This is a genomic window from Pseudomonas sp. O39, from assembly GCF_045447295.1.
GTDB lineage: Bacteria > Pseudomonadota > Gammaproteobacteria > Pseudomonadales > Pseudomonadaceae > Aquipseudomonas > Aquipseudomonas antarctica_A.
Genome location: NZ_JBJGXV010000001.1, coordinates 457,764 through 484,072, shown reverse-complemented (window position 1 = coordinate 484,072; position 26,309 = coordinate 457,764). Strand labels below are relative to the sequence as shown.

Annotated in this window: 26 protein-coding genes; 9 read left to right on the top strand and 17 right to left on the bottom strand. The window is 59.6% G+C overall.

Translation table 11 applies throughout. From position 1 onward, the window contains the following. The first annotated feature begins 205 nt into the window (after positions 1-205). From ACI77D_RS02100 to ACI77D_RS02090, 3 genes are all read left to right on the top strand, one after another. Entirely contained in the window at positions 206-1,534 is a 1,329-nt protein-coding gene (locus ACI77D_RS02100) for an OprD family outer membrane porin (protein ID WP_082895808.1), read from the top strand. Between the two features lie 109 nt (positions 1,535-1,643). Continuing rightward, a complete protein-coding gene (mgrA, locus tag ACI77D_RS02095) occupies positions 1,644-2,681 on the top strand; it encodes an L-glyceraldehyde 3-phosphate reductase (protein WP_064450185.1) in 1,038 nt (345 codons plus the stop codon). Between the two features lie 679 nt (positions 2,682-3,360). Then, the gene (locus tag ACI77D_RS02090; protein ID WP_407015956.1) at positions 3,361-3,828 is read left to right on the top strand and encodes a hypothetical protein; all 468 of its coding nucleotides are present in this window, start codon (positions 3,361-3,363) and stop codon (positions 3,826-3,828) included. Between the two features lie 19 nt (positions 3,829-3,847). Here ACI77D_RS02090 and tauD read toward each other — a convergent pair whose 3' ends face one another. The 7 genes from tauD to ACI77D_RS02055 form a co-directional block, all read right to left on the bottom strand. After that, positions 3,848-4,684, bottom strand: a complete 837-nt coding sequence (gene tauD, locus ACI77D_RS02085; protein ID WP_407015955.1) for a taurine dioxygenase — start codon at positions 4,682-4,684, stop codon at positions 3,848-3,850. Positions 4,685-4,695: 11 nt separating this feature from the next. Next, positions 4,696-5,532 carry a taurine ABC transporter permease TauC gene (tauC, locus tag ACI77D_RS02080; protein WP_407015954.1) on the bottom strand — a complete coding sequence of 279 codons (837 nt, stop codon included), beginning with the start codon at positions 5,530-5,532 and terminating at the stop codon, positions 4,696-4,698. Beyond that, the gene (tauB, locus tag ACI77D_RS02075; protein ID WP_064450187.1) at positions 5,529-6,308 is read right to left on the bottom strand and encodes a taurine ABC transporter ATP-binding subunit; all 780 of its coding nucleotides are present in this window, start codon (positions 6,306-6,308) and stop codon (positions 5,529-5,531) included. Before tauB ends, tauC begins: the two co-directional genes overlap by 4 nt. Before the next feature lie 17 nt (positions 6,309-6,325). Beyond that, entirely contained in the window at positions 6,326-7,303 is a 978-nt protein-coding gene (gene tauA / locus ACI77D_RS02070) for a taurine ABC transporter substrate-binding protein (protein WP_407015953.1), read from the bottom strand. 262 nt (positions 7,304-7,565) lie between these two features. Then, complete coding sequence (gshA, locus tag ACI77D_RS02065; protein WP_064450189.1) at positions 7,566-9,149, bottom strand: glutamate--cysteine ligase; 1,584 nt, start codon at positions 9,147-9,149, stop codon at positions 7,566-7,568. A 215-nt stretch (positions 9,150-9,364) separates the two neighbouring features. Continuing rightward, on the bottom strand, positions 9,365-9,748 hold the full coding sequence (locus ACI77D_RS02060; protein ID WP_221293651.1) for a PaaI family thioesterase: 384 nt from the start codon (positions 9,746-9,748) through the stop codon (positions 9,365-9,367). After that, entirely contained in the window at positions 9,748-12,072 is a 2,325-nt protein-coding gene (locus ACI77D_RS02055) for a Tex family protein (protein ID WP_221293652.1), read from the bottom strand. Before ACI77D_RS02055 ends, ACI77D_RS02060 begins: the two co-directional genes overlap by 1 nt. 356 nt (positions 12,073-12,428) lie before the next feature. On the opposite strand from ACI77D_RS02055, the gene ompR reads away from it, so the two are divergent. Both ompR and ACI77D_RS02045 read left to right on the top strand, forming a co-directional pair. After that, on the top strand, positions 12,429-13,169 hold the full coding sequence (gene ompR, locus ACI77D_RS02050; RefSeq protein ID WP_053255745.1) for a two-component system response regulator OmpR: 741 nt from the start codon (positions 12,429-12,431) through the stop codon (positions 13,167-13,169). Positions 13,170-13,286: 117 nt separating this feature from the next. Then, positions 13,287-14,600: an ATP-binding protein gene (locus ACI77D_RS02045; RefSeq protein ID WP_064450192.1), complete on the top strand. Its 1,314-nt coding sequence runs from the start codon at positions 13,287-13,289 to the stop codon at positions 14,598-14,600. 79 nt (positions 14,601-14,679) lie between these two features. Here ACI77D_RS02045 and rimK read toward each other — a convergent pair whose 3' ends face one another. The 3 genes from rimK to ACI77D_RS02030 are packed head-to-tail and all read right to left on the bottom strand — an operon-like array spanning position 14,680 to position 16,857. After that, on the bottom strand, positions 14,680-15,585 hold the full coding sequence (rimK, locus tag ACI77D_RS02040; RefSeq protein WP_003213178.1) for a 30S ribosomal protein S6--L-glutamate ligase: 906 nt from the start codon (positions 15,583-15,585) through the stop codon (positions 14,680-14,682). Then, positions 15,582-16,031, bottom strand: a complete 450-nt coding sequence (locus ACI77D_RS02035) for an ATP-dependent zinc protease (RefSeq protein WP_407015987.1) — start codon at positions 16,029-16,031, stop codon at positions 15,582-15,584. Before ACI77D_RS02035 ends, rimK begins: the two co-directional genes overlap by 4 nt. 46 nt (positions 16,032-16,077) lie before the next feature. Further along, positions 16,078-16,857: an EAL domain-containing protein gene (locus ACI77D_RS02030; protein ID WP_064450194.1), complete on the bottom strand. Its 780-nt coding sequence runs from the start codon at positions 16,855-16,857 to the stop codon at positions 16,078-16,080. A gap of 117 nt (positions 16,858-16,974) precedes the next feature. Here ACI77D_RS02030 and ACI77D_RS02025 point away from each other — a divergent pair, with 117 nt between their 5' ends. After that, positions 16,975-17,382, top strand: coding sequence for an RNA-binding S4 domain-containing protein (locus tag ACI77D_RS02025; protein ID WP_064450195.1), 408 nt, complete (start codon positions 16,975-16,977; stop codon positions 17,380-17,382). Between the two features lie 134 nt (positions 17,383-17,516). Here ACI77D_RS02025 and ACI77D_RS02020 read toward each other — a convergent pair whose 3' ends face one another. Beyond that, a complete protein-coding gene (locus tag ACI77D_RS02020) occupies positions 17,517-18,320 on the bottom strand; it encodes a phosphatase PAP2 family protein (RefSeq protein ID WP_064450196.1) in 804 nt (267 codons plus the stop codon). Between the two features lie 103 nt (positions 18,321-18,423). Here ACI77D_RS02020 and hslO point away from each other — a divergent pair, with 103 nt between their 5' ends. Both hslO and ACI77D_RS02010 read left to right on the top strand, forming a co-directional pair. After that, entirely contained in the window at positions 18,424-19,326 is a 903-nt protein-coding gene (gene hslO, locus ACI77D_RS02015) for an Hsp33 family molecular chaperone HslO (RefSeq protein ID WP_064450197.1), read from the top strand. Positions 19,327-19,505: 179 nt separating this feature from the next. Beyond that, positions 19,506-21,047, top strand: a complete 1,542-nt coding sequence (locus ACI77D_RS02010) for a phosphoenolpyruvate carboxykinase (RefSeq protein WP_407015952.1) — start codon at positions 19,506-19,508, stop codon at positions 21,045-21,047. A 56-nt stretch (positions 21,048-21,103) separates the two neighbouring features. Here the strand turns inward: ACI77D_RS02010 and ACI77D_RS02005 are convergent, their stop codons facing one another. The 6 genes from ACI77D_RS02005 to ACI77D_RS01980 form a co-directional block, all read right to left on the bottom strand. Beyond that, a complete protein-coding gene (locus tag ACI77D_RS02005) occupies positions 21,104-21,967 on the bottom strand; it encodes an EamA family transporter (RefSeq protein ID WP_407015951.1) in 864 nt (287 codons plus the stop codon). 160 nt (positions 21,968-22,127) lie between these two features. Next, on the bottom strand, positions 22,128-22,484 hold the full coding sequence (locus ACI77D_RS02000) for a DUF1493 family protein (protein ID WP_064450201.1): 357 nt from the start codon (positions 22,482-22,484) through the stop codon (positions 22,128-22,130). 269 nt (positions 22,485-22,753) lie between these two features. Next, on the bottom strand, positions 22,754-23,206 hold the full coding sequence (locus ACI77D_RS01995; protein ID WP_407015950.1) for a hypothetical protein: 453 nt from the start codon (positions 23,204-23,206) through the stop codon (positions 22,754-22,756). A 274-nt stretch (positions 23,207-23,480) separates the two neighbouring features. Continuing rightward, positions 23,481-23,801 (bottom strand): hypothetical protein, encoded by a 321-nt coding sequence (locus ACI77D_RS01990; protein ID WP_064450202.1) that lies wholly within the window; start codon positions 23,799-23,801, stop codon positions 23,481-23,483. A gap of 300 nt (positions 23,802-24,101) precedes the next feature. Continuing rightward, positions 24,102-24,701: a putative adenosine monophosphate-protein transferase Fic gene (locus ACI77D_RS01985; RefSeq protein ID WP_407015949.1), complete on the bottom strand. Its 600-nt coding sequence runs from the start codon at positions 24,699-24,701 to the stop codon at positions 24,102-24,104. Next, positions 24,701-24,871, bottom strand: coding sequence for a YhfG family protein (locus ACI77D_RS01980; protein ID WP_096236773.1), 171 nt, complete (start codon positions 24,869-24,871; stop codon positions 24,701-24,703). Before ACI77D_RS01980 ends, ACI77D_RS01985 begins: the two co-directional genes overlap by 1 nt. 175 nt (positions 24,872-25,046) lie before the next feature. On the opposite strand from ACI77D_RS01980, the gene ACI77D_RS01975 reads away from it, so the two are divergent. Further along, on the top strand, positions 25,047-26,222 hold the full coding sequence (locus tag ACI77D_RS01975; RefSeq protein WP_069553447.1) for a tetratricopeptide repeat protein: 1,176 nt from the start codon (positions 25,047-25,049) through the stop codon (positions 26,220-26,222). The last annotated feature ends 87 nt before the right edge of the window (positions 26,223-26,309 follow it).

Below are 26,309 nucleotides of genomic sequence, written 5' to 3'. Positions count from 1 at the left end.
GCCTGCCTCGCGGGCAAGCCAACTCCCGCAAAAAAGCCCGCAAAGCCCCGTCCCACGGGGCTTTCTTAAATTTAATTTCATTGGTGAACACCGCGTTTTGACGCGGAACTGTCATCTGGCCACTGCGTAATTGTGTGAAGCGTTTGACGCTTTCATTTCAGAACAGTGACGGAGACCGGTAACAATGAAGACGTTAATAAGCCCTATGGTGGGTGCCGCCATGGCGAGCTTTATGCTGTCCGCCCATGCCGATTTTATCGACGACAGCCACGCCGATGTGACCTTGCTCAACCGCTACCTCAACCAGCAAGGGCGTGATGTGGTGAACAGCAGCGCCAAGGCCCACAGCGTGCGCGATTGGGGCCAGGGTTTCGAGTTCAACTTCAAGTCCGGCTACACCGAAGGCCCGGTAGGTTTTGGCCTGGACCTGCAAGCGTTCTACGGTTTGAAACTGGATTCCGGTGGCGACCTGAATGACAAGGACCACCAGGGCCGCTACCCCGGCAGCATGTTCCCGCTGGATGACGGCAAGTCGGCCGACCAGTTCGGCGTGCTGAGCCCAACATTCAAAATGCGCTTCGCCAAAGATGAACTGCGCCTCGGCACGCTCTACGGCAACAACCCGGTATTGGCCAACACCGACGGCCGCCTTTACCAGCAGACCAACACCGGTGTGCAACTGGTCTCCAAGGACCTCAGCGACTTCACCTTCACCGGCGGCGATATCTTCAAGACCAAGATCCGTAACGAAACCGGCGACCAGGGGATGATTACCGCAGGTGGCACCAAAGAGAGCGATCGCTTCTTGTTCGGTGGTGCCGATTACACCGGTATACAGAACACTACCGTCAGCCTGTGGTACTCCAACCTTGAGGATTACTACCAGCAGTTCTTCCTCGGCGCCAAGCGTCATGACGCCTTGTCTGTGGGCGCAATCGACACCGACGTGCGCGTGTTCCGCAGCCTGGGTGTGGGGGCTAACGCCGATGGCGATAAAGACTTTGCCGGTGCTGGCCTCTACGGCGATGGCACCAGCAAAGGCCGCATCAACCAAACCACCGCCAGCTTGCTTGAGAGTTACAGCCTGGACGGCCACACCGTCGGCCTCGGTATCCAGAAAAACAGCGGCGACAGCGACTTCCCTTACCTCGACGCCGGCCTGAACAGCGGTGACGCACGCCAAGGCCCGGGTTCAGGTGCCGACACCCCGGCGCTGACCAACATGCAGTTGAACAAATTCCAGCACGCCGGCGAACGCACCTGGCTGGCTCAGTACAAATATGACTTCGGCAAGCTCGGCCTCACCGGCCTGACCTTCTCCGCCGCCTACGCCCATGGCGATGACATCCGCACGGCCCAGGGCGATACCAGCGAATGGGAACGCAACATTGCCGTGGCTTACCAAGTACCGACCGGCACCCTCAAAGGCCTGGGCGTGACCTGGAAAAACGCGCATGCGAGTCCGGACATTACCGGCGCTACCGTGCAAGATGAAAACCGCTTCTATGTCAGCTATGTCGTTCCACTCTGGTAGGAAATTGCTGTAAAACGGAAGGGCAGACTTAAGCGATTCAGCTGCTTAAAAGGCCTGGGAATATCGTTATTCCTGGGCCTTATTTGTCCCAAGTTCAAGAGAGGATTCGATGACTTACATTGCTGCCGAAAACCGCTATGAATCTATTCCGTATCGCCGCGTAGGCCGCAGTGGATTGGTGCTGCCTGCACTGTCCCTGGGGCTGTGGCACAACTTTGGCGACAGCACCCCGATCGACACCCAGCGCGCCTTGCTGCGCACCGCGTTCGACCTGGGTATCAACCACTTCGACCTGGCCAACAACTACGGCCCGCCTTATGGCAGCGCCGAGATCAACTTCGGCCGTTTGCTGCGCGAAGACTTCAAGCATTACCGCGACGAACTGATCATCTCCAGCAAAGCTGGTTGGGACATGTGGCCCGGCCCCTACGGCCAGGGCGGCGGCTCGCGCAAATACGTGCTGGCGAGCCTGGATCAGAGCCTGCAGCGCCTGGGCGTTGACTACGTGGATATTTTTTACTCGCACCGTTTCGACGCCGACACCCCGCTGGAAGAAACCGCCAGCGCCCTGGCCACGGCCGTGCAACAAGGCAAGGCGTTGTACATCGGTATCTCGTCTTATTCCGGCGTGAAAACCCGCGAAATCGCGGCGCTGCTCAAGGAGTGGAAAGTACCGTTGCTGATCCATCAGCCGGCGTACAACCTGCTCAACCGCTGGGTGGAAAAAGACCTGCTGGACACCACCGAAGAACTTGGCGCCGGAGTGATCGCGTTCACGCCGCTGGCCCAGGGTTTGCTGACCGACAAGTACCTCAACGGCGTACCGGCGGATGCGCGGGTCAATCGCCCGGGTGGCGGCTCGTTGCAGGCCAAGCACTTGTCCGAAGCCAACATCGCCCACGTGCGCGCGTTGAATGAAATCGCCAAGCGCCGTGGCCAGAGCCTGGCGCAATTGGCATTGGCCTGGACCCTGCGTGACCCACGGGTGACCAGTGCGCTGATCGGTGCGAGCCGGCCAGAGCAAATCATCGAGAACGTCGGGGCGTTGAAGAACTTGAGCTTCAGTGCCGAAGAACTGGCGGAGATTGATCGGTTTGCGCTGGAAGGTGGGATTAACCTTTGGGAGAAGCCATCCACCGCTGAATAAACTGGCATAACCCGGTCACTGTGGGAGCGGCAAAGCCTGGCTTCCACAGTGATCTGAATTGCCAAATTTATTCGCCACGCTGTAAATCAAATGTGGGAGCAGGCTTGCTCGCGAATGCGCGTATCAGTCAGTACATAGGTGACTGGCCCACCGCTTTCGCGAGCAAGCCCGCTCCCACATTTTTTGGTCTTCAGCGTGGCAAATTCACACGCTACGACTCAGTCACTGTGGGAGCCGGGCTTGCCCGCGATGGCGGTGTGTCAGTCGATGAATGTGTTGGCTGACCCGGCGCTATCGCAGGTAAACCAGCTCCCACATTTTTGATCTTCTGTGGGGCGAAATCATCCGGTGTGCGCGGTTCCTGTGGGAGCCGGGCTTGCCCGCGATGGCGGTGTGTCAGTCGATGAATGTGTTGGCTGACCCGGCGCTATCGCAGGCAAGCCAGCTCCCACATTTTTGATCTTCTGTGTGGCGAAGTCAGCCGGCGTGCGCGGTTCCTGTGGGAGCCGGGCTTGCCCGCGATGGCGGTGTGTCAGTCGATGAGTGTATCGGCTGACCCGGCGCTATCGCAGGCAAGCCAGCTCCCACATTTTTGCTCTTCTGTGTGGCGAAATCATCCGGCGTGCGCGGTTCCTGTGGGAGCCGGGCTTGCCCGCGATGGCGGTGTGTCAGTCGATGAGTGTATTGGCTGACCCGGCGCTATCGCAGGCAAGCCAGCTCCCACATTTTTGATTTTCTGTGTGGCGAAATCAGCCGGCGTGCGCGGTTCCTGTGGGAGCCGGGCTTGCCCGCGATGGCGGTGTGTCGGTCGATGACTGTATCGGCTGACCCGGCGCTATCGCAGGCAAGCCAGCTCCCACATTTTGATCTTCTGTGTGGCGAAGTCAGCCGATGTGCCTGGTTCCTGTGGGAGCCGGTCTTGCCCGCGATGGCGGTGTGTCAGTCGATGAATGTGTTGGCTGACCCGGCGCTATCGCAGGCAAGCCAGCTCCCACATTTTGATCTTCTGTGTGGCGAAATCAGCCGGCGTGCGCGGTTCCTGTGGGAGCCGGGCTTGCCCGCGATGACGGTGCGTCAGTCGATGACTGTATCGGCTGACCCGGCGCTATCCCAGGCAAGCCAGCCCACACATTTTGATCTTCAGTGATGCTGATGGCGTGCTTGGCTTAGAACGGCACATCGCCCAGAATCGTCGCCCGATGCATCACCCTCCGCTGCGGCCGGTAGTCATCCACCGCGTAATGCTGGGTTACGCGGTTATCCCAGAAGGCCACGTCATTCTCCTGCCAGCGCCACCGAATGGTGAATTCCGGCCGTGTTGCGTGGGCGAACAGCAGTTTCAAAATCGCCTCGCTTTCCGCCGGTTCCAGTTCGTTGATCCGGGTGGTAAACCCATCACTGACAAACAGCGACTTACGCCCGCTCACCGGGTGTGTACGCACCACCGGGTGCGACAGCGGCGGGTTCTTCTTGCGGGTTTCTTCCCAGCGCGCCAAGTCTTCAGCCGTATTGCCAAAGCGTTCCAGCGGGAAGGATTTAGTGAAATCGTGAGTCGCCGTCAGGCCATCGAGCAGGCGCTTGAGCGGTGCCGACAACGCCTCGTACGCCGCAATGCCACTGGCCCACAACGTGTCGCCGCCAAACGCCGGCAGCAGCTTGGCGCTGAGCACCGCACCGAGGGCAGGGGTGGGCAGGAAGGTCACGTCGGTATGCCACACGGCGTTATCACGCACATCGGTCACCGCGGTGTCGAGGATCAGCACTTCGGGCTGTTCCGGCACGTTGGGGTAGATCGGGTGAATATGCAGGTCACCAAAATTGGCCGCGAAGCGTGCCTGTTGCTGCGGCGTGATGGCTTGGTCGCGGAAGAACAGCACCGAGTGGGTAAGCAACGCCTGTTCGATGGCGTTGCGCTGTTCAATATTCAGCGGCTGGGTGATATCGACGCCACTGATCTGGGCGCCCAGGGCGGTGCTTAATGGGGTAACGGTCAGGCTGCTCATGCTGTTCTCACTCAGTGTGCCTGGCCATGCCAAGGCACCCATTTGCGTTGCAGGGCACGCAGGCCCATTTCCATGGCGAAGGCGATCAAGGCGATCACCAGAATCCCCAGCACCACCACGTCAGTGACCAGAAACTGCGCCGCCGACTGCACCATAAAGCCCAGGCCGCTGGTGGCGGCGATCAGCTCGGCGGCGACCAACGTCGACCAGCCCACACCCAGGCCGATGCGCACACCCGTGAGGATGTCGGGCAGGGCGCTCGGCAGGATCACATGGCGAATCAACTGGGCACGGGTCGCGCCCAACGACTGCGCGGCACGCAGCTTGGCCGGGTCGACCGTGCGCACGCCGGTCGCGGTGGCGATGGCGATGGGCGCGAAGATCGCCAGGTAAATCAGCAGCACCTTGGACAGTTCGCCGATGCCGCACCAGATCACAATTAACGGCAAGTAGGCCAACGGCGGAATCGGCCGGTAGAACTCGATCAATGGGTCGAGAATGCCGCGGGCAATTCGGTTGGAGCCGATGGCAATGCCGACCGGCACGGCGGTCAGCACCGCAAAGCCCAGGCCCAGGCCGATACGGCTCAAGCTCGCGCCCAGGTGCTGCCACAATGTGGAGTCCATGTAGCCCGTGGTCGCCAGCAGCCAGCCTTTTTGCAGCACGGCAGACGGTGGTGGCAGGAACAAGGGTTCGATCAAACCGGTAGCGGTCACGGCCCACCAGATCGCCAGCAAGGTGACCAGCGTCAGCACGCTGATCCAACGCATGCTCAGGCTGCGGCGTACCGGGATAACCGCGTGAGCCACGGGCTTCGCGGCCGTGGCGGGGAGTTCGTAGCTGCTCATGCGGACACCTGCCGTTGGGAGAACACTTTGCCCAGCACGTGCTCACGGGTTTCGATAAAGCGCGGGTCGGACTTGATCGCCCGGGCCGATTCACCGGCGGCGTAGCGTTGGCCGAAGTCCAGGTGCAGGCGTTCGACTATCTGGCCCGGGTTGGGCGCCAACAGGATCAAATCGGTGGCGAGAAAGACCGCTTCTTCGATGTCGTGAGTAATCAGGAATACCGGTTTGGCCGTGCGCCGCCAGACTTGCAGCAGCAACTCCTGCATCTGTTCGCGCGTGAAGGCATCCAGCGCGCCGAAGGGTTCATCCATCAGCAACACGCGAGGGTCGGCCGCCAGGGCGCGGGCCAGGCCCACACGCTGCTTCTGGCCGCCGGAGAGTTGCCAGATGCGGCGGCTGTCGAAACCGGCGAGGTCGACCAGGGCGAGCATCTCCCGGGCGCGCACTTCACGTTGCGCCTTGGGTACGCCGGCCAGTTCGAGACCGAAGCCAACGTTGGCCAGCACGTCCTGCCACGGCAGCAGGGCGTCGTCCTGGAACACCACGCCACGTTCGGCGCTGGGGCCTTTGACTGGCACGCCATCGAGGGTGATGCGCCCGGCAGAAGGTTCGACGAAACCGGCAATCAGGTTCAATAGCGAGGTCTTGCCACTACCGGACGGCCCGAGAGCCACCAGCAATTGCTGAGGCCCAAGGTCGAGTGAGATGTCAGACAGTACCGGTTCTGTGGCGCCTGGGTACTGTGCGCTGATGCGCTCCAGTTGTAGCAAGGCCATCGCAATGAACTCCCGAATCAGTGAGTGATGAACTTGGCGCTGATGTAAGGCGCGTAGTCCGGCAGCACGGCGTCGACCTTGCCTTGTTCCTTGAGGAACGCGGCGGTATCGGTCACCGCTTTGGTGGTCGGTGCGCCCAGCAGCGTCACCTGGTCAGCGGCCAGCGGGTAAACGTTGCCTTGCAGCAGCAGCGGGATATCGCTGGCCTTGGCGCCGGAGAGCTTCACCAGTTTGTCGACGTTGCCTGTGTCGGCGAGCCAGGCTTGTGGGTCTTTGCGATACGCGGCGTAGGCATCCAACGTGACTTTGGCGAAGGCGCTGACGATTTCCGGGTGTTTCTCGGCGAAGTCTTTACGCACGATCCACGCATCGAAGGTCGGCGCGCCGAACTTGGCCAATTCGCCGGAGGTGATCAGCACCTTGCCGTTTTCCTTGGCCACGCCCAGGGCGGGGTCCCAAACGTAGGTCGCGTCGATATCACCGCGCTTCCAGGCGGCGATGATCGCCGGTGGCGCGAGGTTGAGGATCGTGACTTTCGACGGGTCGATGTTCCAGTGCTTCAGCGCGGCCAACAGGCTGTAGTGGCCGGTGGATACGAACGGCACGGCGATTTTTTTGCCGACCAGGTCCTGCGGGCTCTTGATCCCCGAACCATTGCGCGCCACCAGGGCTTCGGCGCCGCCGATCTGGGTGGCCACGAGGAAGGTTTCCACCGGTACTTTGCGGGTGACGGCAGCGGTCAGCGGGCTGGAACCGAGGTAGCCGATCTGCACGTCGCCGGAGGCGATGGCGGCGATGATGTCGGCGCCATTGTCGAATTTGCGCCAGTCGATCTTGGCATGGGTGGCTTTTTCATACGCGCCGTCGGCCTGGGCGACTTTGGCCGGGTCCACGGTGGTCTGGTAAGCGATGGTCACATCCGCCGCCTGTGCAAACAGGCTGGCACCGGCCAGGGACAACGCCGCCAGGAGGCGGAGAGGGAAATGCAGTTTCAAGGGGAAGCTCCTCAATCAGGCGGCCGAGGGTCGGCGAGTGAGGAGACTAAATGATCTAAGAATCCGAAAATAAATAACATTTTCGAATTAGCTTATGAGGAGAAAGGTGAAAGACGCTCTTCAGTCAAAAGCGGGCAAATGCGGGAGGGGCTTGCTTCCGATGGCGGTGGGCCAGTCAATGATAGATGACTGATAATCCGCTATCGGGAGCAAGCCCCCTCCCACATAAAGCCCATTCCCATGAGGGATTGAGCTCGGCTTTTTAGTTGCTGATCGCCAGGATGCTCGCCTGGTACGACCCGACAAACACATCAAAGTCGCCCACTTCGTTCTGCTCCAGTTCCGCCTGTTGCGCCAGCGACGTACGCGCCAGTTCCTCAAAACGTGCCTGCTCTGCAGCCGGCAACGGCTCTTTACGGAAGTACGCGGCATGCACCTCGCTTTGGTGCAGGGAGAACTGCGCAAAACTCTCTTTGCGCTCGGCCATCGCCGCCAGTACCTGGGCCGATGGCGTCAGAGAGGGGTCTTTGACCTTCGCCAACTGAGCGTCCAGTGCCTGGCTGTGTTCCTGGATACCGTGGCTCTCGTCAAGCAACGCGGCCAACGGCGCAATCTGCTCCAGCAGCTCCGTGGCCCATTCCTTCATGTCCACGGGCTGGCCCTGACGCTGCAACTGCAGGCCTGGGCGACGACCTTCCTTGACCACACTGAGGAAGTTGGAGGTGGCATTGCCGCACTCGTTGTTGGCGAACAGCGGGCTGTCGTTCAACGCGCAGTACAGCAGGAACGCGTCGAGGAAGCGCGATTCCGGCAGGTCGATACCCATCGGCAGGAACGGGTTGATGTCCAGGCAACGCACTTCGATGTACTGAATGCCACGGGCCATCAGCGCCTGGATCGGCCGTTCGCCGGTGTAGGTCACGCGCTTGGGGCGAATGTTGGAGTAGTACTCGTTTTCGATCTGCAGGATGTTGGTGTTGAGCTGAACCCACTCACCGTCCTTATGGGTGCCGACTTCGACGTAAGGTGCGTAGGGCGTTGCCACCGCTTCACGCAGGCTGTCGGTGTAGCTGCTCAGATCGTTGTAGCACGGCGTCAGGCCCGCCTGGGCGTTGCTCTGGTAACCCAGGTCGCTCATGCGCAGGCTGGTGGCGTAGGGCAGGTACAGCGTGTCGGCGTCCAACGCCTCCAGCTGGTGCGAGCGACCGCGCAGGAAGCCGGCGTCCAGTGCCGGTGAGGCACCAAACAGGTACATCAACAGCCAGCTGTAGCGACGGAAGTTACGGATCAGCGCGATATACGCGGTGGACTGGTAGTCGCGGTCGGTGCCGACGAAACCTTCAGTCTCCTTGAGCAACGGCCACAACTGTTCCGGCAGGGAAAAGTTGTAGTGAATGCCGGCGATGCACTGCATGGTCTTGCCGTAACGCAGGGCCAGGCCCTTGCGGTACACGTACTTGAGTTGTCCGATATTCGAGGTGCCGTAGTAGGCAATCGGAATATCTTCCTCGGCCGGCAACGGGCACGGCATCGAAGGGCTCCACAGGTACTCGTTGCCGAGTTTGCTGTAGGCAAAACGATGGATCTTGTCCAGGCTGCTCAGGGTATCGGCCGGGTTGGGCAGGGCGGGAGTGATGAACTCCAGCAGCGATTCCGAGTAGTCGGTGGTGATCAATTCGTTGGTCAACGCAGCGCCCAGGGCTTCAGGGTGCGGCGTTTGTGCCAGGCGACCCTCATCCGTGACGCGCAGGCATTCGCGCTCGATGCCGTGCAAGCACTGCTCTAGCAGGGAGAGGTGTTCGCGCTTGCCGAGCAAGGCCAGGCGGCGGTTGAGAAGTTCGCTCAAGTTGGATTCCTTCACGCGTCAGTCGCCCCAATATGGGGGTGGGCAGGACGGTCTACAAGGGTGAAGTTAAAACTGGCGTTATCGCCTGGTTTTGAGTCGATTTGACCCGCTTTTGAAAAAGCCTACTTCACTCCATGAATTGGGCTATAGCGCAGCAAGAAAATTCCGACGCTGTTGTCGCAGCGCCGAAATTAACTCAAATCGAGGGCGGGGAGCTAGAGGACAGCGAAGGTGCCTTGTGCTTTTGCGACCAGTTTGTCGTCCTGGTACACGTCCGCCTCGACCACCAACGTGCGTCGACCGGCGTGAATCACCCGGCTGGTGCACAGCACGTCGCCGTCAGACACGGCGCGGATGTAGTTGATTTTGCACTCGATGGTTGCACTCTGCTGGTCGAAACCATGGGAACTGGAGCAGGCCAGCCCCATGGTGATATCGACCAAACTGAAAATCGCCCCGCCATGGAGCTTGCCCGCGCGGTTGCGCAGGTGCGGCTCCAGGGTCAGGGCCACCTCGGCAACGCCTTCTTCAAGGCGTTGCAGGCGGCAGCCGATCAGCTCGCTGAAGGCGCTCTGGGTCAAACCGGCTGGAATTTCCATCAACGTTTCTTCAACTGCTTGGCATTGGCGAACAGTGACGCCATGGCGTTGTTGCTCGGCGCGGCCGTGGCGGTTTCCTTGCGCGGCGCGTTGTTCTGCGACGGGCGCGGCGCCGAGCCTGGGCGTGCACCACGGGCGCCGTCGATTTTCTCGCCGGGGGTGTCGCTCATGCGCATCGACAGGCCGACGCGTTTGCGCGGGATATCGACTTCCATGACCTTGACCTTCACCACGTCACCGGCTTTCACCGCTTCGCGAGGGTCCTTGATGAACTTCTCCGAAAGCGCAGAGATATGCACCAAACCGTCCTGATGCACGCCGATGTCCACAAAGGCACCGAAGTTGGTCACGTTGGTCACCACACCTTCGAGGATCATGCCCAGTTGCAAGTCCTTGAGGTCTTCGACGCCGTCCTGGAACTCGGCCGTCTTGAACCCGGGACGCGGGTCGCGGCCTGGTTTTTCCAGCTCTTGCAGAATGTCGGTGATGGTCGGCACGCCGAAGGTTTCGTCGGTGTACTTCTTCGGGTCCAGGCGCTTGAGGAACGCGGCGTCGCCGATCAGCGAGCGGATGTCGCGGTCGGTCTCGGCGGCAATGCGCTGCACCAGCGGGTAGGCTTCCGGGTGAACTGCGGAGGCATCCAGCGGGTTATCGCCGTTCATCACGCGTAGGAAGCCAGCGGCCTGTTCAAAGGTTTTTTCACCCAGGCGTGCGACTTTTTTCAGTGCCGCACGGGTTTTGAACGCGCCATTCTCGTCGCGGTGGGTAACGATGTTCTGCGCCAGGGTGGTGTTGAGGCCGGAGATGCGCGCCAGCAGCGCCACGGAGGCAGTGTTCACGTCCACACCCACGGCGTTTACGCAGTCTTCCACCACCGCATCCAGGCCGCGTGCCAGTTTCAGCTGCGACACGTCGTGCTGGTATTGGCCGACACCAATGGATTTAGGGTCGATTTTCACCAACTCGGCCAGCGGGTCTTGCAGGCGGCGAGCAATGGAAACCGCGCCACGGATCGATACGTCGAGGTCCGGGAATTCCTTGGAGGCCAGCTCCGAGGCCGAGTACACCGAAGCGCCGGCCTCGGAGACCATGACTTTGGTCATCTTCATGGCTGGGTATTTTTTGATCAGTTCGGCGGCCAGCTTGTCGGTTTCACGGCTGGCGGTGCCGTTGCCGATGGCGATCAGGTCCACGGCGTGCTTGGCGCACAGCGCGGCCAGGATCGCCAGGGTCTGGTCCCACTTGTTGTGCGGCACATGCGGGTACACGGTGGCGTGGTCCAGCAGCTTGCCCGTGGCGTCGACCACGGCAACCTTGCAACCGGTGCGCAGGCCCGGGTCGAGGCCCAGTGTGGCGCGCGGGCCGGCTGGCGCGGCCAGCAGCAAGTCGTGCAGGTTGTGGGCGAAGACGTTGATCGCCTCGGTTTCGGCGCCGTCGCGCAGCTCGCCGAGCAGGTCGGTTTCCAGGTGGGTGTAGAGCTTGACCTTCCAGGTCCAGCGCACGACTTCACCGAGCCACTTGTCCGCAGGACGGTTCTGATTCTGGATGCCGAATTGTTGACCGATCATGCCTTCGCACGGGTGCATGGTGCCCGGCAGCTCGTCGCCGACTTTCAGCGCGGAACTGAGAATGCCTTCGTTGCGACCACGGAAAATGGCGAGTGCACGGTGGGACGGCATACTTTTCAGCGGTTCATCGTGTTCGAAGTAATCGCGGAACTTGGCGCCTTCTTCCTCTTTGCCGGCGATGACGCGGGCGCTGAGGATGGCTTCCTGCTTGAGGTAGGAGCGCAGTTTTTCCAGCAGGCTGGCGTTTTCGGCGAAACGCTCCATGAGGATATATTTGGCGCCTTCGAGGGCAGCCTTGACGTCGGCGACACCTTTTTCGGCGTCGATAAAGCGTGCGGCTTCGGTTTCCGGGGTCAGCGACGGGTCGTTGAACAGGCCGTCAGCCAGGTCGCCCAGGCCGGCTTCCAGGGCGATCTGGCCCTTGGTGCGGCGTTTCTGTTTGTACGGCAGGTAAAGGTCTTCGAGGCGAGTCTTGGTGTCGGCGAGCTTGATGTCGCGTTCCAATTGCGGCGTCAACTTGCCTTGCTCCTCGATGCTGGCGAGGATGCTGATGCGCCGTTCGTCGAGTTCTCGCAGGTAACGCAGGCGCTCTTCCAGGTGACGCAATTGGATGTCGTCGAGGCTGCCGGTCACTTCTTTACGGTAGCGGGCGATGAAAGGCACCGTGGAGCCTTCATCCAGTAGAGCGACGGCCGCTTCGACCTGTTGTGGGCGTACACCGAGTTCCTCGGCAATGCGGCTGTTGATGCTGTCCATAAAACCACCTGAAATTCTGAAAGCAGCTCGCAGGCCCGGAAAACAAGGCGTTGCGAGGCTGGTTGAGCGGCCCTACCGGCGCCGCTGCCTGGGTCGATAGGCTGCCTATTGACCCGCGAAATCGGGAAATTGCTGCCCGCCGCTGAAAAAACTGCTGAGGCAGTAAACAGTAAAGTCTGACAGTGCCCTGCACGAAGGCGCCGCATTATAACCAGCGTTCTGCCCTTGGGGGGTACTGCGCCAGTGGTTGTAGGACGCGGGTTCGCTGGCGGTGGAGGAAAAATCTGCTAACAATGCACACGGTGCGTATAACGGCAGCTACGCCATAATGCGCGCCGAGATAAGAGGAGCATCTAATGAGCAGCACTGCACAAACTGCTGAAGGCGAAAAAATTCTCATCGTTGACGACGATCCGGGGCTGAGCAGCCTGCTGGAGCGTTTTTTCAACTCCAAGGGCTACCGTGCACGCGCGGTGCCGAATACCGAGCAGATGGACCGCCTGTTGGGGCGCGAAGTATTCAATCTGGTCGTGCTCGACCTGATGTTGCCCGGCGAAGACGGCCTCACCGCCTGCAAACGCCTGCGCGGCGCGAACAATCAGATTCCAATCATCATGCTTACCGCCAAGGGCGATGAGCTGAGCCGCATCAAGGGCCTTGAACTGGGTGCTGATGACTACCTGGCCAAGCCGTTCAACCCTGACGAGTTGATGGCCCGGGTCAAAGCCGTACTCCGTCGCCAGGCAGCTCCGGTTCCGGGTGCGCCGGGCAGCGAAGACGAAAGCGTCACTTTTGGCGACTACGAACTGTCGCTGGCGACCCGTGAGCTCAAGCGTGGCGAAGAAGTGCACATGCTCACCACCGGCGAATTCGCTGTGCTCAAGGCCTTGGTGATGAATGCTCGCCAGCCGCTGACCCGCGACAAGCTTATGAACCTGGCCCGTGGCCGGGAATGGGACGCCCTGGAGCGCTCCATCGACGTGCAGATCTCCCGTCTGCGCCGAATGATCGAGCCGGACCCGTCCAAGCCGCGTTACATCCAGACGGTGTGGGGCGTGGGTTATGTGTTTGTGCCGGATGGCACTGCAACCAAGTGACCGATGATTTGCAGGGGCGGGCATCCTGGCGTTTGACTCCATGAGGGTCGACGGGATGCCCGGCGTCTGCAATTCTGCGAGCGCCGCTCGTTCTTGCAAGGTGTCTAGCTGTCTCCTATGAAAACCCCGCTGTGGTTCCCGCAAAGTTTCTTTTCCCGCACCCTTTGGCTGGTGCTGATCGTCGTTCTGTTTTCCAAGGCGCTGACGCTGGTTTATCTGTTGATGAACGAAGACGTGCTGGTCGATCGACAATACAGCCACGGTGTTGCCCTGACACTGCGCGCCTATTGGGCTGCCGACCCCGAGAACCGCGAGAAGATCGCCAAGGCTGCCACCCTGGTTCGCGTCGCCGGGGCAGGTGTGCCGGAAGGCGAGCAGCATTGGCCCTACAGTGAGATTTACCAACGCCAGATGCAGGCCGAACTGGGTGAAGACACCGAGGTGCGGCTGCGTATGCATGTGTCACCCGCGTTATGGGTGCGTGCGCCTAGCCTGGGGCAGGATTGGCTGAAAGTGCCACTGTACCCGCATCCGCTGCGAGGGCAGAAGATCTGGAACGTGCTGGGCTGGTTCCTGGCGATCGGTTTGCTTTCAACGGCGTCCGCGTGGATTTTTGTGCGCCAGCTCAACCAACCCCTCAAACGCCTGGTATTTGCCGCCCGCCAACTGGGACAAGGGCGTAGCGTGCGCCTGCCGATCAGCGACACGCCCAGTGAGATGACCGAGGTGTACGGCGCCTTCAACCAGATGGCGGAAGATGTCGAACAGGCCGGTCGCGAACGCGAGCTGATGCTGGCGGGAGTGTCCCATGACCTGCGCACACCGCTGACGCGCTTGCGCCTGTCCCTGGAGTTGATGGGCAATCATTCCGACCTGACCGATGACATGGTGCGCGATATCGAGGACATGGACGCGATTCTTGACCAGTTCCTCGCGTTTATCCGTGATGGCCGTGATGAGGTGGTCGAAGAGGTCGACCTGACGGAACTGGTGCGTGAAGTGGTGGCGCCCTACAACCAGAACGGCGAGCAAGTGCGCATGCGCCTGGAGCCGATCCAGCCGTTTGCGTTGCGTCGCATATCCATGAAGCGTCTGCTGAACAACTTGATCGGCAACGCCTTGCATCACGCAGGTTCGGATGTCGAAGTGGCCGCGTATGTGTCCGGCGACAGCACCGCGCCTTATGTGGTGTTGAGTGTGATGGACCGAGGTACGGGTATCGACCCGGCGGAACTGGAAGGTATTTTCAACCCGTTCACCCGTGGCGACCGTGCAAGGGGTGGTAAAGGTACGGGGTTGGGGTTGGCTATTGTGCGTCGGATTGCTTCGATGCATGGCGGCAATGTTGAGTTGCGCAACCGGGAAGAGGGTGGCCTGGAGGCGCGGGTGCGGTTGCCGCTTGGCCTGATGCTGCCAAGAGACGCGGTCTGACAAACAACTCAAATCAAATGTGGGCGCTGGCTCGCCAGCTCCCCATTTGTTTTTAAAGGGTACCAAAGCTTTTTGCGTATCAGCCCTTGCCCTTGGTCCTGGTCATATTCGGCCCACCACTCTTCTCCAGATGCTGAATGATGATCCCCGCCACATCCTTCCCGGTGGTGGTCTCGATCCCTTCCAGGCCCGGCGATGAATTCACTTCCATCACCAATGGCCCGTGGTTGGAACGCAAGATATCCACACCCGCTACGCTCAACCCCATCACCTTGGCTGCCCGCAGCGCAGTCATACGTTCTTCCGGGGTGATCTTGATCAGGCTGGCACTGCCGCCACGGTGCAGGTTGGAACGGAATTCCCCTGGCTTGGCCTGGCGTTTCATCGCCGCAATCACCTTGTCGCCCACCACGAAGCAACGGATATCCGCACCGCCGGCTTCCTTGATGTATTCCTGCACCATGATGTTCTGTTTGAGGCCCATGAAGGCCTCGATCACCGACTCGGCTGCGGTTGCGGTTTCGCACAGCACCACGCCGATGCCCTGGGTGCCTTCGAGCACCTTGATCACCAGTGGCGCGCCGTTGACCATTTCGATCAGGTCGGGGATGTCATCGGGGGAGTGGGCAAAACCGGTCACCGGCAGGCCGATCCCGCGACGCGACAGCAACTGCAGCGAGCGCAGCTTGTCCCGCGAGCGGGCGATGGCCACCGATTCATTGAGGGGCGAGACCCCCATCATTTCGAACTGGCGCAACACCGCGCAGCCATAGAACGTCACCGAGGCGCCGATCCGTGGGATCACCGCATCGAAGCCTTCCAGCGGCTTGCCCCGGTAGTGGATCTGCGGCTTGTGGCTGGCAATGTTCATATAGGCACGTAACGTGTCGATCACCACCATTTCATGGCCACGTTCGGTGCCGGCCTCGACCAGGCGGCGGGTGGAATACAGACGCGGGTTTCGCGACAGCACAGCAATCTTCATGCAGCACCTGGGGCAGAAATAGTAGAGACCGGGAACACCGGCTTGTCTTGAACGTACTTGACGCCGGGATTGACCACCAGATGGCCGTCAATCAACGCCTTGGAGCCCAGCAGCAGGCGGTAACGCATGGCCTTGCGGCAGGCGAGGGTGAACTCCACCCGCCATACCCGATCACCCATCGCCAGGGTGGTGCTGATTACATAGCGCACCTGCGCGTGGCCGTTGGAGCTCTTGATGGTTTTCATCGTCACCAGCGGCGCCTCGCAACGGCGGTGACGCAGTTGCACCACGCTGCCCAAGTGCGCGGTAAAGCGCACCCACTTCTCTCCGTCGCGCTCAAACGGCTCGATCTCGGTCGCGTGCAGGCTCGAGGTGCTGGCACCGGTGTCGATCTTCGCGCGCAGGCCAGCCACTCCCAGGTCGGGAAGCGCCACCCACTCACGCAGACCGACAACGGTCAAATGGTCAAATGTCTTCAATATGGGTAACCGGTCAGTTCGCCCAGGCCTTGGGTGAAACCTCGGCCAGGGCTTTGAATGCAGGCTTGGCGAACCAATAACCCTGCATCAGAAATATTCCGCAGTCGGACAGGAAGTCACGCTCGCCGGCACTTTCGATACCTTCGGCAATGACAGTAACGCCCAACTGCTCACAGATTGTGACAATCCCCTGGACGATTACCTGGCGGACACGATCCTGATCGACATCGCGAATCAGCGCCATGTCGAGTTTGATCAAGTCAGGTTGGAAATCAGCCAGCAGGTTCAGCCCCGAATAGCCCGCGCCGAAATCGTCGATGGCGGTCTTGAAGCCGAATTCGCGGTATTCACGCAGAATATTGGTCAAATGGCGATAGTTATCTACATGCTCGCTTTCCAGCGTTTCGAAAATCAGCTGATTCACTGGGAAATTATGCGCGCGGGCCGCCTCAAGGGTGCTGCGAATGCACAGCTCCGGTCGGTAAACGGCATTGGGCATGAAATTGATCGAAAGATTGGTTTGCATCCCCAAGGCGGAGGCGCCGGCGATCGCCTGGGTGCGGCAGCGTTGGTCGAAGCGATAACGGTTGCTTGCGTTGACCTGACTCAGCACTGACAACGCCCCTTCGCCGCTGGTGCCTCGCACTAAGGCTTCGTGGGCGAAGATCGAATGATCCCGAAGGTCTACGATAGGCTGATAGGCGAACGAAAAATCAAAACCCAAGGGTTCGCTTTGCTGGCAGCCTACGCAACCTTGGTTGGGCGAGGTGAGTGAAGTGGGAAAGTCGGTCACGGCGTATCCTCGCAAAAACAGGGTTGGTGCCTGGCGTATCTTAGGCGAGCGTGGGGGTTTATGCGTCGAAGGACTTCAACGGTAAAGTTGCGACATTTTTCAGAGCGAGGAATTCAAGTGGCTCAAAAGCAGGAAGAGGAAGAAAAGGTCCGTTTGGACAAGTGGCTGTGGGCCGCGCGTTTCTTTAAAACCCGTGCCTTGGCCAAGGCCGCCATTGAGAGTGGCAAGGTGCACCATCGCGGTGAACGCTGCAAGCCTGGCAAGGAGCCGCGCGTCGGTGATGAACTGCAGATTCGTGTGGGCTTTGATGAAAAGACCGTCGTCGTGCAGGCGCTTTCCGTCGTGCGCCGTGGAGCACCCGAAGCGCAGGCGCTGTACACCGAAACCGAAGCCAGCATCGCCAAGCGCGAAAAAGCAGCGGCCATGCGCAAGGCGGGGGCTACCGGCATGACCACGGATGGCAAACCGAGCAAGAAGCAGCGTCGCGATTTGTTCAAATTTCGCGGCAGCGGCAATGATGATTGATCGTGCAAATCTCCAGCAACATGGCGATCAAACGGGGGCGCTGGCTTGCCTGCGCTAGCGTCAGGTCAGCCAGTCTCCCAGTCACTGACTCGCCGCTATCGCCGGCAAGCCAGCTCCTACCTGAATCGACTGCTTCAGGCGGCTGTGCGTATGACGCTCAATCGCCCGACTACTGGCAGCTTACCCAGCAACCCGAAGATCGGTGCCGTCAGCCGCAACAAAGCGTCCGATACCTTCGCTGCAAACGGCGTGTAATACCCCCAGCCCAGCGCCAACAACGCCAGTAGCACTCCGCCGATGTAATCGTCCTGTCCCCAATGCGCGCCCGCCACCAATCGCGGCATCATGAACAACAGCGCCAGGCCCCAGATCACCAGCACCTGGCCGATGCGCTTGGCAAACACCGTCATGAACAGGCCCCAGATCAACAACACCGAAGCATGATCGCCCGGGAAGCTCTGGCTGGAACGGTCCTTCAACTCCCAGGTTTTCTCCAGGCCGGGGAAATAGTCACTCATATGAACCGCGCCAGCGATCACCATCGACGGGCTGCTGTGCTGCCAGCCCATCTGCGCCACCAGTTTGGAAAAGAGCATGCGGATAAACAGCAACAGCAGCAAAATACCGAAAAAGCCAAAAAATGCCTGGCGTACTTGAACGGCCTTGAACACCCAGTCACCGCGTATCAGCAGCATCAGCAAAATCACCCCGACTACCGCGTCGAATGGCCGCAAACTGGCAACAGCCCACACATGCAACCACACTGAATTGCTTGCCAGCGGGTCGTTGAACAGATGAAACAGCCATTCGTCGAATACCACACACAGCATCTGCCCCGTGGGCCACAGCCAAAAACACAGCAGCCCGATAGCGAGTAGATTGCAAAAGGCCCATCCCCCGAGGTTCCACTTGGCTTGGAACAAACCCGGATTGTTCATAAACTGTCCCTCACTGCTCTAGAAAACCGCACCAAAATGGTGCTAAAGCGTTTAATTCTATAAACCTTGTAATTAATTTGTCATCAATTCAGATACCAGACCTATGACTGATCTACCGGATACCGACTTCACCCAACGCTTCATCTTCGACGAGAACGACGCCCGCGGCGAACTGGTCTCGCTGGAGCGCAGCTATGCCGAAGTCCTTGCCAAGCACCCCTATCCGGAGCCGGTCGCGCAACTGCTCGGAGAGTTGATGGCGGCGGCGTCGCTGCTGGTGGGCACCATGAAGTTCGACGGTTTGCTGATTCTGCAGGCCCGCTCCGAAGGCCCGGTGCCGATGCTGATGATCGAATGTTCCAGCGAGCGTGAAATCCGTGGCCTGGCCCGTTACGACGCCGACCTGATCGCGCCGGACGCCACCCTGTCCGACCTGATGGCCAACGGCGTGCTGGCGATCACCGTTGACCCGACGGAAGGCCAGCGTTACCAGGGCATTGTCGACCTCGACGGCGAGACCCTGTCGGACTGCTTCACCAACTATTTTGTGATGTCCCAGCAAGTCGGCACCAAGTTCTGGCTCAATGCCGACGGCAAGCGCGCCCGTGGCCTGTTGCTGCAGCAACTGCCCGCCGACCGCATCAAGGACGACGACGAGCGCACCGACAGCTGGCGCAAGCTGACCGCCCTGGCCGGTACCCTGACCGCTGAAGAGCTGCTGGGCCTGGACAACGAAACCATCCTGCACCGCCTTTACCACGAAGAGGCCGTGCGCCTGTTCGACGCACAGGGCCTGCGCTTCCGTTGCAGTTGCTCCCGTGAGCGCTCGGCCAATGCCTTGGTCAGCCTGGGCCTGGAAGATGCGCAGAATCTGGTAGTGGAGCACGGCGGCAATATCGAGATCGACTGCCAGTTCTGCAACCAGCGCTACCTGTTCGATGCCGCCGATGTCGCCCAATTATTCGCTGGCGCAGGCATCGATACCCCTTCTGACACCCGCCACTAAAACGTTTAAGCACAGGTAAATCACCTGACAAACGCCGGATTAGCGCAGTTCTGACGGGAGGGCCCTACTTTTTTTGGGCTTTTCTGGCATAATCCGGCCCACTTTTTTCGCGGTAGTAGTGCGCAACTTTCTACTACAAAACGTTTGGAGCACTCGGCCATAGGCCGACGGGGAACCTCATGACGCAAGCCAATAACGCCGTATACACCGATCTGAGTGTTGACGATCTGGTTAAAGAAGCCCTGCAGCGCGGTGAAGGCGTGCTTGCCGATACTGGCGCGCTGGTCGTAGAAACCGGTCACCGTACCGGCCGTTCTCCGGTCGACCGTTTCATCGTGGAAGAGCCTTCCACCCAGGACGCAATCGCCTGGGGCCCGATCAACCGCAAGTTCCCGGCCGACAAGTTCGATGCCCTGTGGGCTCGCGTCGAGGCTTTCAACAACGCGCAAGAGCATTTCGTTTCCCACGTTCACGTAGGGGCTGCAGAAGACCACTACCTGGCCGTGAAAATGACCACCCAGACTGCCTGGCAGAACCTGTTCGGTCGTTGCCTGTTCATCAACCCAGCCCAGTACAACCCGGCGGGTCGTGACGAGTGGCAAGTGCTTAACGTGGCCAACTTCGAGTGCGTGCCAGAGCGTGACGGCACCAACTCCGACGGTTGCGTCATCCTCAACTTCGCCCAGAAGAAAGTGCTGATCGCCGGCATGCGTTACGCCGGTGAAATGAAAAAAGCCATGTTCTCGGTGCAGAACTTCCTGCTGCCGGCCGCCGACGTGCTGCCGATGCACTGCGCCGCCAACATCGGCGAAGCAGGCGACGTGACCCTGTTCTTCGGTCTGTCGGGCACCGGTAAAACTACCTTGTCGGCCGACGAAAGCCGTTACCTGATCGGTGACGACGAACACGGCTGGGGCGAAGGCGTAGTGTTCAACATCGAAGGCGGTTGCTATGCCAAGTGCATCGACCTCTCCGAGAAGAACGAGCCCGTCATCTGGAAAGCCATCAAGCACGGCGCCGTGCTGGAAAACGTGGTGATCGACGATGCCAAGCACGCCGACTACACCGATGTCAGCCTGACTCAGAACAGCCGCGCGGCCTACCCGCTGGAGCACGTTGCCAAGCGTTCCGAGAAGAACCTGGGCGGCGAGCCAAACGCAGTCATCTTCCTGACCTGCGACCTGACTGGCGTACTGCCCCCAGTGTCGATCCTCAGCGAAGAACAAGCGGCCTACCACTTCCTGTCCGGCTACACCGCACTGGTGGGCTCGACTGAAATGGGTTCCGGCAGCGGCATCAAGTCGACCTTCTCCACCTGCTTCGGCGCGCCGTTCTTCCCACGTCCAGCTGGCGAATACGCTGAGCTGCTGATCAAGCGCATCCGCGGCTTCGGCTCCAAGGTCTACCTGGTCAACACCGGCTGGACCGGCGGTGGCTACGGCGTTGGCAAGCGCTTCAACATCCCGACCACTCGCGGCGTTATCGCAGCGATCCAGAGCGGCGCGTTGATCGGTGCTGAAACCGAACACCTCGACACCATCAACCTCGACGTGCCATTGACGGTGCCGGGCGTTGAGACTGGCCTGTTGAACCCACGCAACACCTGGGCCGACAAAGCGGCCTTCGACGAAGCGGCGAAAGCCCTGGCGGGTCTGTTCACCGAGAACTTCAAAAAGTTTGACGTGAGCGATGCGATCAAGGCGGCCGGGCCTAAGTTGTAAGGTTCGGTTGTTGTAAAAAAGCCGCCCCTCGTGGGCGGCTTTTTTGTGCGCAAGCGTTAGTCGGCGATGTGCAAAACCACCGCACCGACCAGCACTAACGCCACCCCCAAGACCTGCACCGCCGACAACCGCTCCTTGAAAAACACAAACCCCAGCATCGCCGCGATTCCGCCCGACAGCGTGCTGATCACCGTCACCACCGACACCGACCCGGCCATCGCCCCCCACGAAAATGCCGAGAACCCGCCCAGGTTCATCAAACTCGCACCGGTCAACGTGGCGCAGTTTTTCAGTGGCGGAATCTTCAGGCCGTCCTTGATCTTCAGCACCATCACCACCAGTACGCACAGGCCCACCAGGTAACCCAGCCACAACATGGTAACCGGCCCCAGCGCGGGCAGCGTGTAGCGGCCCTGCAGCCAGAAACTGGTGCCGTACAGCGTTGCTGCAAGCATGGCGTAGGCGATGGACAGGCGCGGGTTGTTGTGGGGCACGCCGTTGTCCTTGTGAAGGCTGGAGAGGATCACGCCGATGACGCACAGGCCGATGCAACCGAGCTGGATCAGGCTGATGTGTTCGCCGCTGGCCCAGGACAGTAGCGTGGTGACCACGCCGTAAGAGGTCACCAGTGGCGCGACGATGGCGGCTTTGCCCAGGGCGAAGGCCTTGGACAGCGCAAGGGCCCCGGAGACGGTGAGCAGTGCGGCCGTAATGCCCATGAGCCAGACGCTCAACGGGGTATTCAGGGATTTGAAAAGGAACGCCGGGAAGATGACCAGCAGCACGGTCATGATCAAAAAGCCGAGGGCCTGGCCGAAGTACACCGCGCGTTTAACGCCCACGGCGCGGGCATTGAGACCCACGAGGAAATCCGTGCCGCCCCAGAGCAGGGCGGCCAGCAGGCCCATTATTACGTCCATGTAAGGTCCTCGTTATGTAAACGATTCGCCAGGTTAGCGCATAACCCATGTGGGAGCGGGCTTGCTCGCGAAAGCGGTGTGTCAGGCAGAGTATTTCTCACTGATCCACCGCTTTCGCGAGCAAGCCCGCTCCCACATTTGACGCTCAGCGTTCTTGGGTTCAGCTGAGGTTTTCCAGGGTTTGCGTGTCCCAGCTGTGAGTTTTGATGGCCAGGTAGAGCATGCCAATAGTCAGTGGCACCTTATCGCCACGCCCTTTGGCGCGGTGCTTCAAGAACACATCAAACACCGGCGGCTGGAAGTAACGATAAGCGTCGTAGTCGCCCAGGTCGACCGCAAAATCCTGCTCCAACGCCTCCATGAATTGCTTGGCCTCGGCGCGGTCGCAACCAAGGTCGAAGTTGATTGAGGTGTCGAGGCGAAGGGTCTTGTGTTTCGGCAGGCCGATTTCTTCGTGCAGCAATTGCAGAAGCTGCTGCATCGCGGGGTCTTCGGGGAAGTTGGGGGCCAGGTTCATGGTGGGCGCACGCGGGAGTGGGTGAGGGAGAGGGTTGCGTTTTAGTCGGTATTTGTTGCGGGTGATGAAGAGTGCCAAGCCTATCAAGAATACGAAGATAGGGAGGAAGGGCATTCTGAGGATTACTGCCACGTAGGGTAATAAGAACGTCAATGCTAGGCCGGTTATGAGGCATGTGACTGCAAGGCGTTTTCTCAGAATAGCGTCAGTGATTTGGTAATGCAGTACAAGGTAAAAACCGAAGAAACAGGCTATTTGCAGGACGATATTCATGACGCTTGAAATCTCCTTGCTTCGAGTGCCTGTGTGTTCCAGCGTTTGGCTTTGACGGCTTGGTAGAGCATGTCAATAATGATGTTTTTGGTGATTAGACCCACTGTGACGCCGACAACGCGTGCTACAGGTTTCGAAAGCGGGTGAATGGGAACGCTGAAGGCCCCAGCCAACAGTAAGGTGACGATGGACCCGCGCTCGTTGAGCAGATCAGCTTGTTGTCGGCTCAGGGGTTTGGAGATCGCGACTGTCATCTTGCAAGGCAAATCACGGGCGAACATCTTTTCGTAGAGATCCACCAGTCGATAGCGGACTTCGTTTGCCGAAGTCCCCGATTCTAACAAACAAAGGTTTGCCAAAACGTGCTTGTGGGTGGGTAAAACGGTAAGGCGAATCACTATGAAGGTGACGCCGTAGTGGCCGATGTATTGAGTCCTTTCGAGGTTCACGGATTTTTGCCGGGGCAGTTGAGAGGGCGCTAGTTTCGGTCATGCGAAGGGGGGTTATGTAGAGGGCGGAGCAGTTGTTTTAAGCAGTTTAGGAAGAGGACTACGCTGTATTTAGCGGCTTCCCACAGGGCTGTCCGACATTTTCGGTTTGACAGTGATTTTTTGGTCAACACCCATTCAATGTGGGAGTCGGGCTCGCCCGCGATTGCGGTGTGTCAGGTGCAGAAATATAGCCTGATATACCGCTATCGCAGGCAAGCCAGCTCCCACAGGTTTAGCTCAGTGGCTGGCTTGGTTGTGGTGGGTTATCGGCTGCCGGTTGCAGTTGAACGTGTTGCGCCGCTTCCAGCAGATCACAGCCATCCTGCACGAGCAGGTACAAGGCGTTAATGATGTGGGAAATATCGTTGAGGTCAGCGTGTTCGTAGGTCAGGCAGGTGAAGGTTTCCAGTAAGTCGGAGGCAGCGCGGATGCGCTGGTGTGCGGCGGACTGGATGTCTTCGGCGGTGGCTTCGGTGTCGATGATGAGAGGGTGAGTGTCGGTGAAATTGGTGCGTAGCTGACGATAGCGATCCATCGTTTCAGGTATTTGCATTTGAAGGTACTCGGTTTGCTGTTAGGTAACCGACATCACCGTGGCCAAACGGTGGGTGGCGGACTGTGCGCGGGTTGGCCAGCCGGAAACAGCACTCCGACACGTCCGAAGACGTCCCACACACAGCCGCCATAGCAGTGCATTACGAGACGATAGACGTTCGCAAGGCAGGTAGTGGCACTTATGTGTGCTGTTTTCGAGTGACCAAACCCGATCGCTGAATTGGCAGCGATGGGCCAAACCTTAGAAGTGAGCGTTATTTCGAGCAATAAACAGATGGTTTAACAGGTGGTGATTCGATCAAGCACTGACTGGTTTACTGATACACCGCTCAAAAATCGCCTCCAGCCCCCGATAATCACACGCCACCGCATCAATGTTCGCCGGTATCCACGCCGCGTGTTTCACCAGCCACCAGTTCACTGAAAAACCGGCATTCACAATGATCTGCTCGAATAAAATCCGCTGCGCCCGGCCGTTGCCTTCACGAAAAGGGTGGATGACATTGAGGTCGCCATAAGCCTCGGCAATCAACTGCACCAGTTCGGCCTGGCTCGCACCGACATACCAGTTGGCCTGTTCCATGGACTGGATGATTTTCGTCGCTTCCGGCGGGATGCGTTCCGGGGTGCAGAACAGGGTGTCGCCTTTCTGGATGTTGACGCTGCGCAGCTCACCAGCCCAGTCGTAGATATCGCCGAACAGGGTGCGGTGTATGTGTTGCAGCCGGCTGAGATCGTAGGGCGGTGGAAAGAGCGGGAGGCTGCCTACAGCGATTTCAGATAATTCGCGCTCGGCTTGATGCAGGAGTGATTCGTCGCGCAAATCGAGGCGGTTGCGCAGGATGCTGCTATCGGGATAGCAGTATGGGTCCTGGCCCACCCCGTATTTGTCGAGCATCAGTGTGGGGTTTTGCGGTACTTGGCAAGAACGGCTTCGCGGGTCGGCAAGGGTTTGTCGACGTCGGCCGGTTGGGTGTCGAACCCTTCCAGGCGCAGGCTGGCCAGATAATTGGAACGGCGGATCTTGTGGTAGTGATCCTGTTTTTGCTCAAACGTCGGTTCGCTCATTGCAGCGTACTCCTGGGTCGCAATGTTCAATTGTAGCGCAATGCTTGCGGGGGCAGGCGAGATAAAAACCACGTCACATTCCGCACAAAAAAAACGCCAACCCACCGAATTCAGCGTATGTTGCACCGCAAAATCTTGTCGGGCGATTCCGCCCACCACTTAAAGGGAGTTAAGCATGGGTTTGCTTCGTGTCGCCTCGGCGATGTCATTGTGTGCGGTGGCTTTTTCGATCCAGGCCGAACAGTTGCCGATCGAGGTGCTGAGTGCGGTGGTCAAGGACCAGAAAATCGCCGACGCCGAAGTGCTGCTGCAACGCAACGGCGCACAAAACGTGGTGGGCCGCACCAACGCTCAAGGCCAGGTGACCCTCACCAGCGAAGCCGCCGATGACGCCAGCAATCTGCTGATCATCAAGAAGCCCGGCTATTCCAACCTGGTGGTGAAGTGCCCTTGCAAAGGCATGACGTACGCCATCAGCCCGGTGATGGAAAACCTCGACGGCCTGCGCGTCGTGCTGACCTGGGGTAAAACCCCGGAAGACCTCGACTCCCACATGATTTTCCCGGGCAACAACATCTTCTTCGGCAACCAGAAAGGCACCGACGCCGAGCTGGATGTGGATGACACCGACAGCTATGGCCCGGAAACCATCACCCTGCAGAAAAAGCACTACGGCGAAAGCTACGTCTACGCCGTGCATGACTTCACCAACAGCGGCAATCCAGGCTCGCGCCAGCTGTCCAACAGCGAGGCCAAGGTGTTTGTCTACATGGGTCAATCCTTGGTGCGCACTTATTACGTGCCGAAGAACCGCAGCGGTAACCTGTGGACCGTGTTCCGCATGACCGGCAGTGGTGATTTCCAGGACATCAACAATTTCAGCGGTGTGACGGTTGATGCCCCGAACGTGCTCAATGAAGTGAAGGGGTTGCTGGATGACAGCGTGGCGGTCACGGCGGTAGCTGTCAGCTCTTCCGCACAGACCGATGCGAAGCGTCTGAACGTGCAAGGTGAAGCGGCTTACCAGGCCGGTAACCTCGACCAGGCGATTGACCTGTTCCGTCAGGCCATCGATCTGGACAATGGTTTCGGGAAGGCCTACGGCAACCTCGGCCTGGCGTATCAGAAAGCCGGCAACACCGCCGAGTCGATCTGGGCCAACCGTAAGGCGATCGCCCTGGCGACCGGCGCGAATGCAGCGACCGTACGGGCAGGCGCCTACTACAACATTGCGCGGATCTACGAAGCAGCGGGGCAATTCTCGGATGCCTTGCGTCACTACCAGTTGGCGAAAGAGCAAAAGGCCAACCCGGTGTATGACACTGCGATTGAGCGGGTGCAGAACCGCTGATTCAGCCGTAGCGCAGGTCTAAAAGTGTGGGAGCGGGCTTGCCCGCGATGGCGGTGGTTCAGTTGATACTTATGTCGACTGACACAC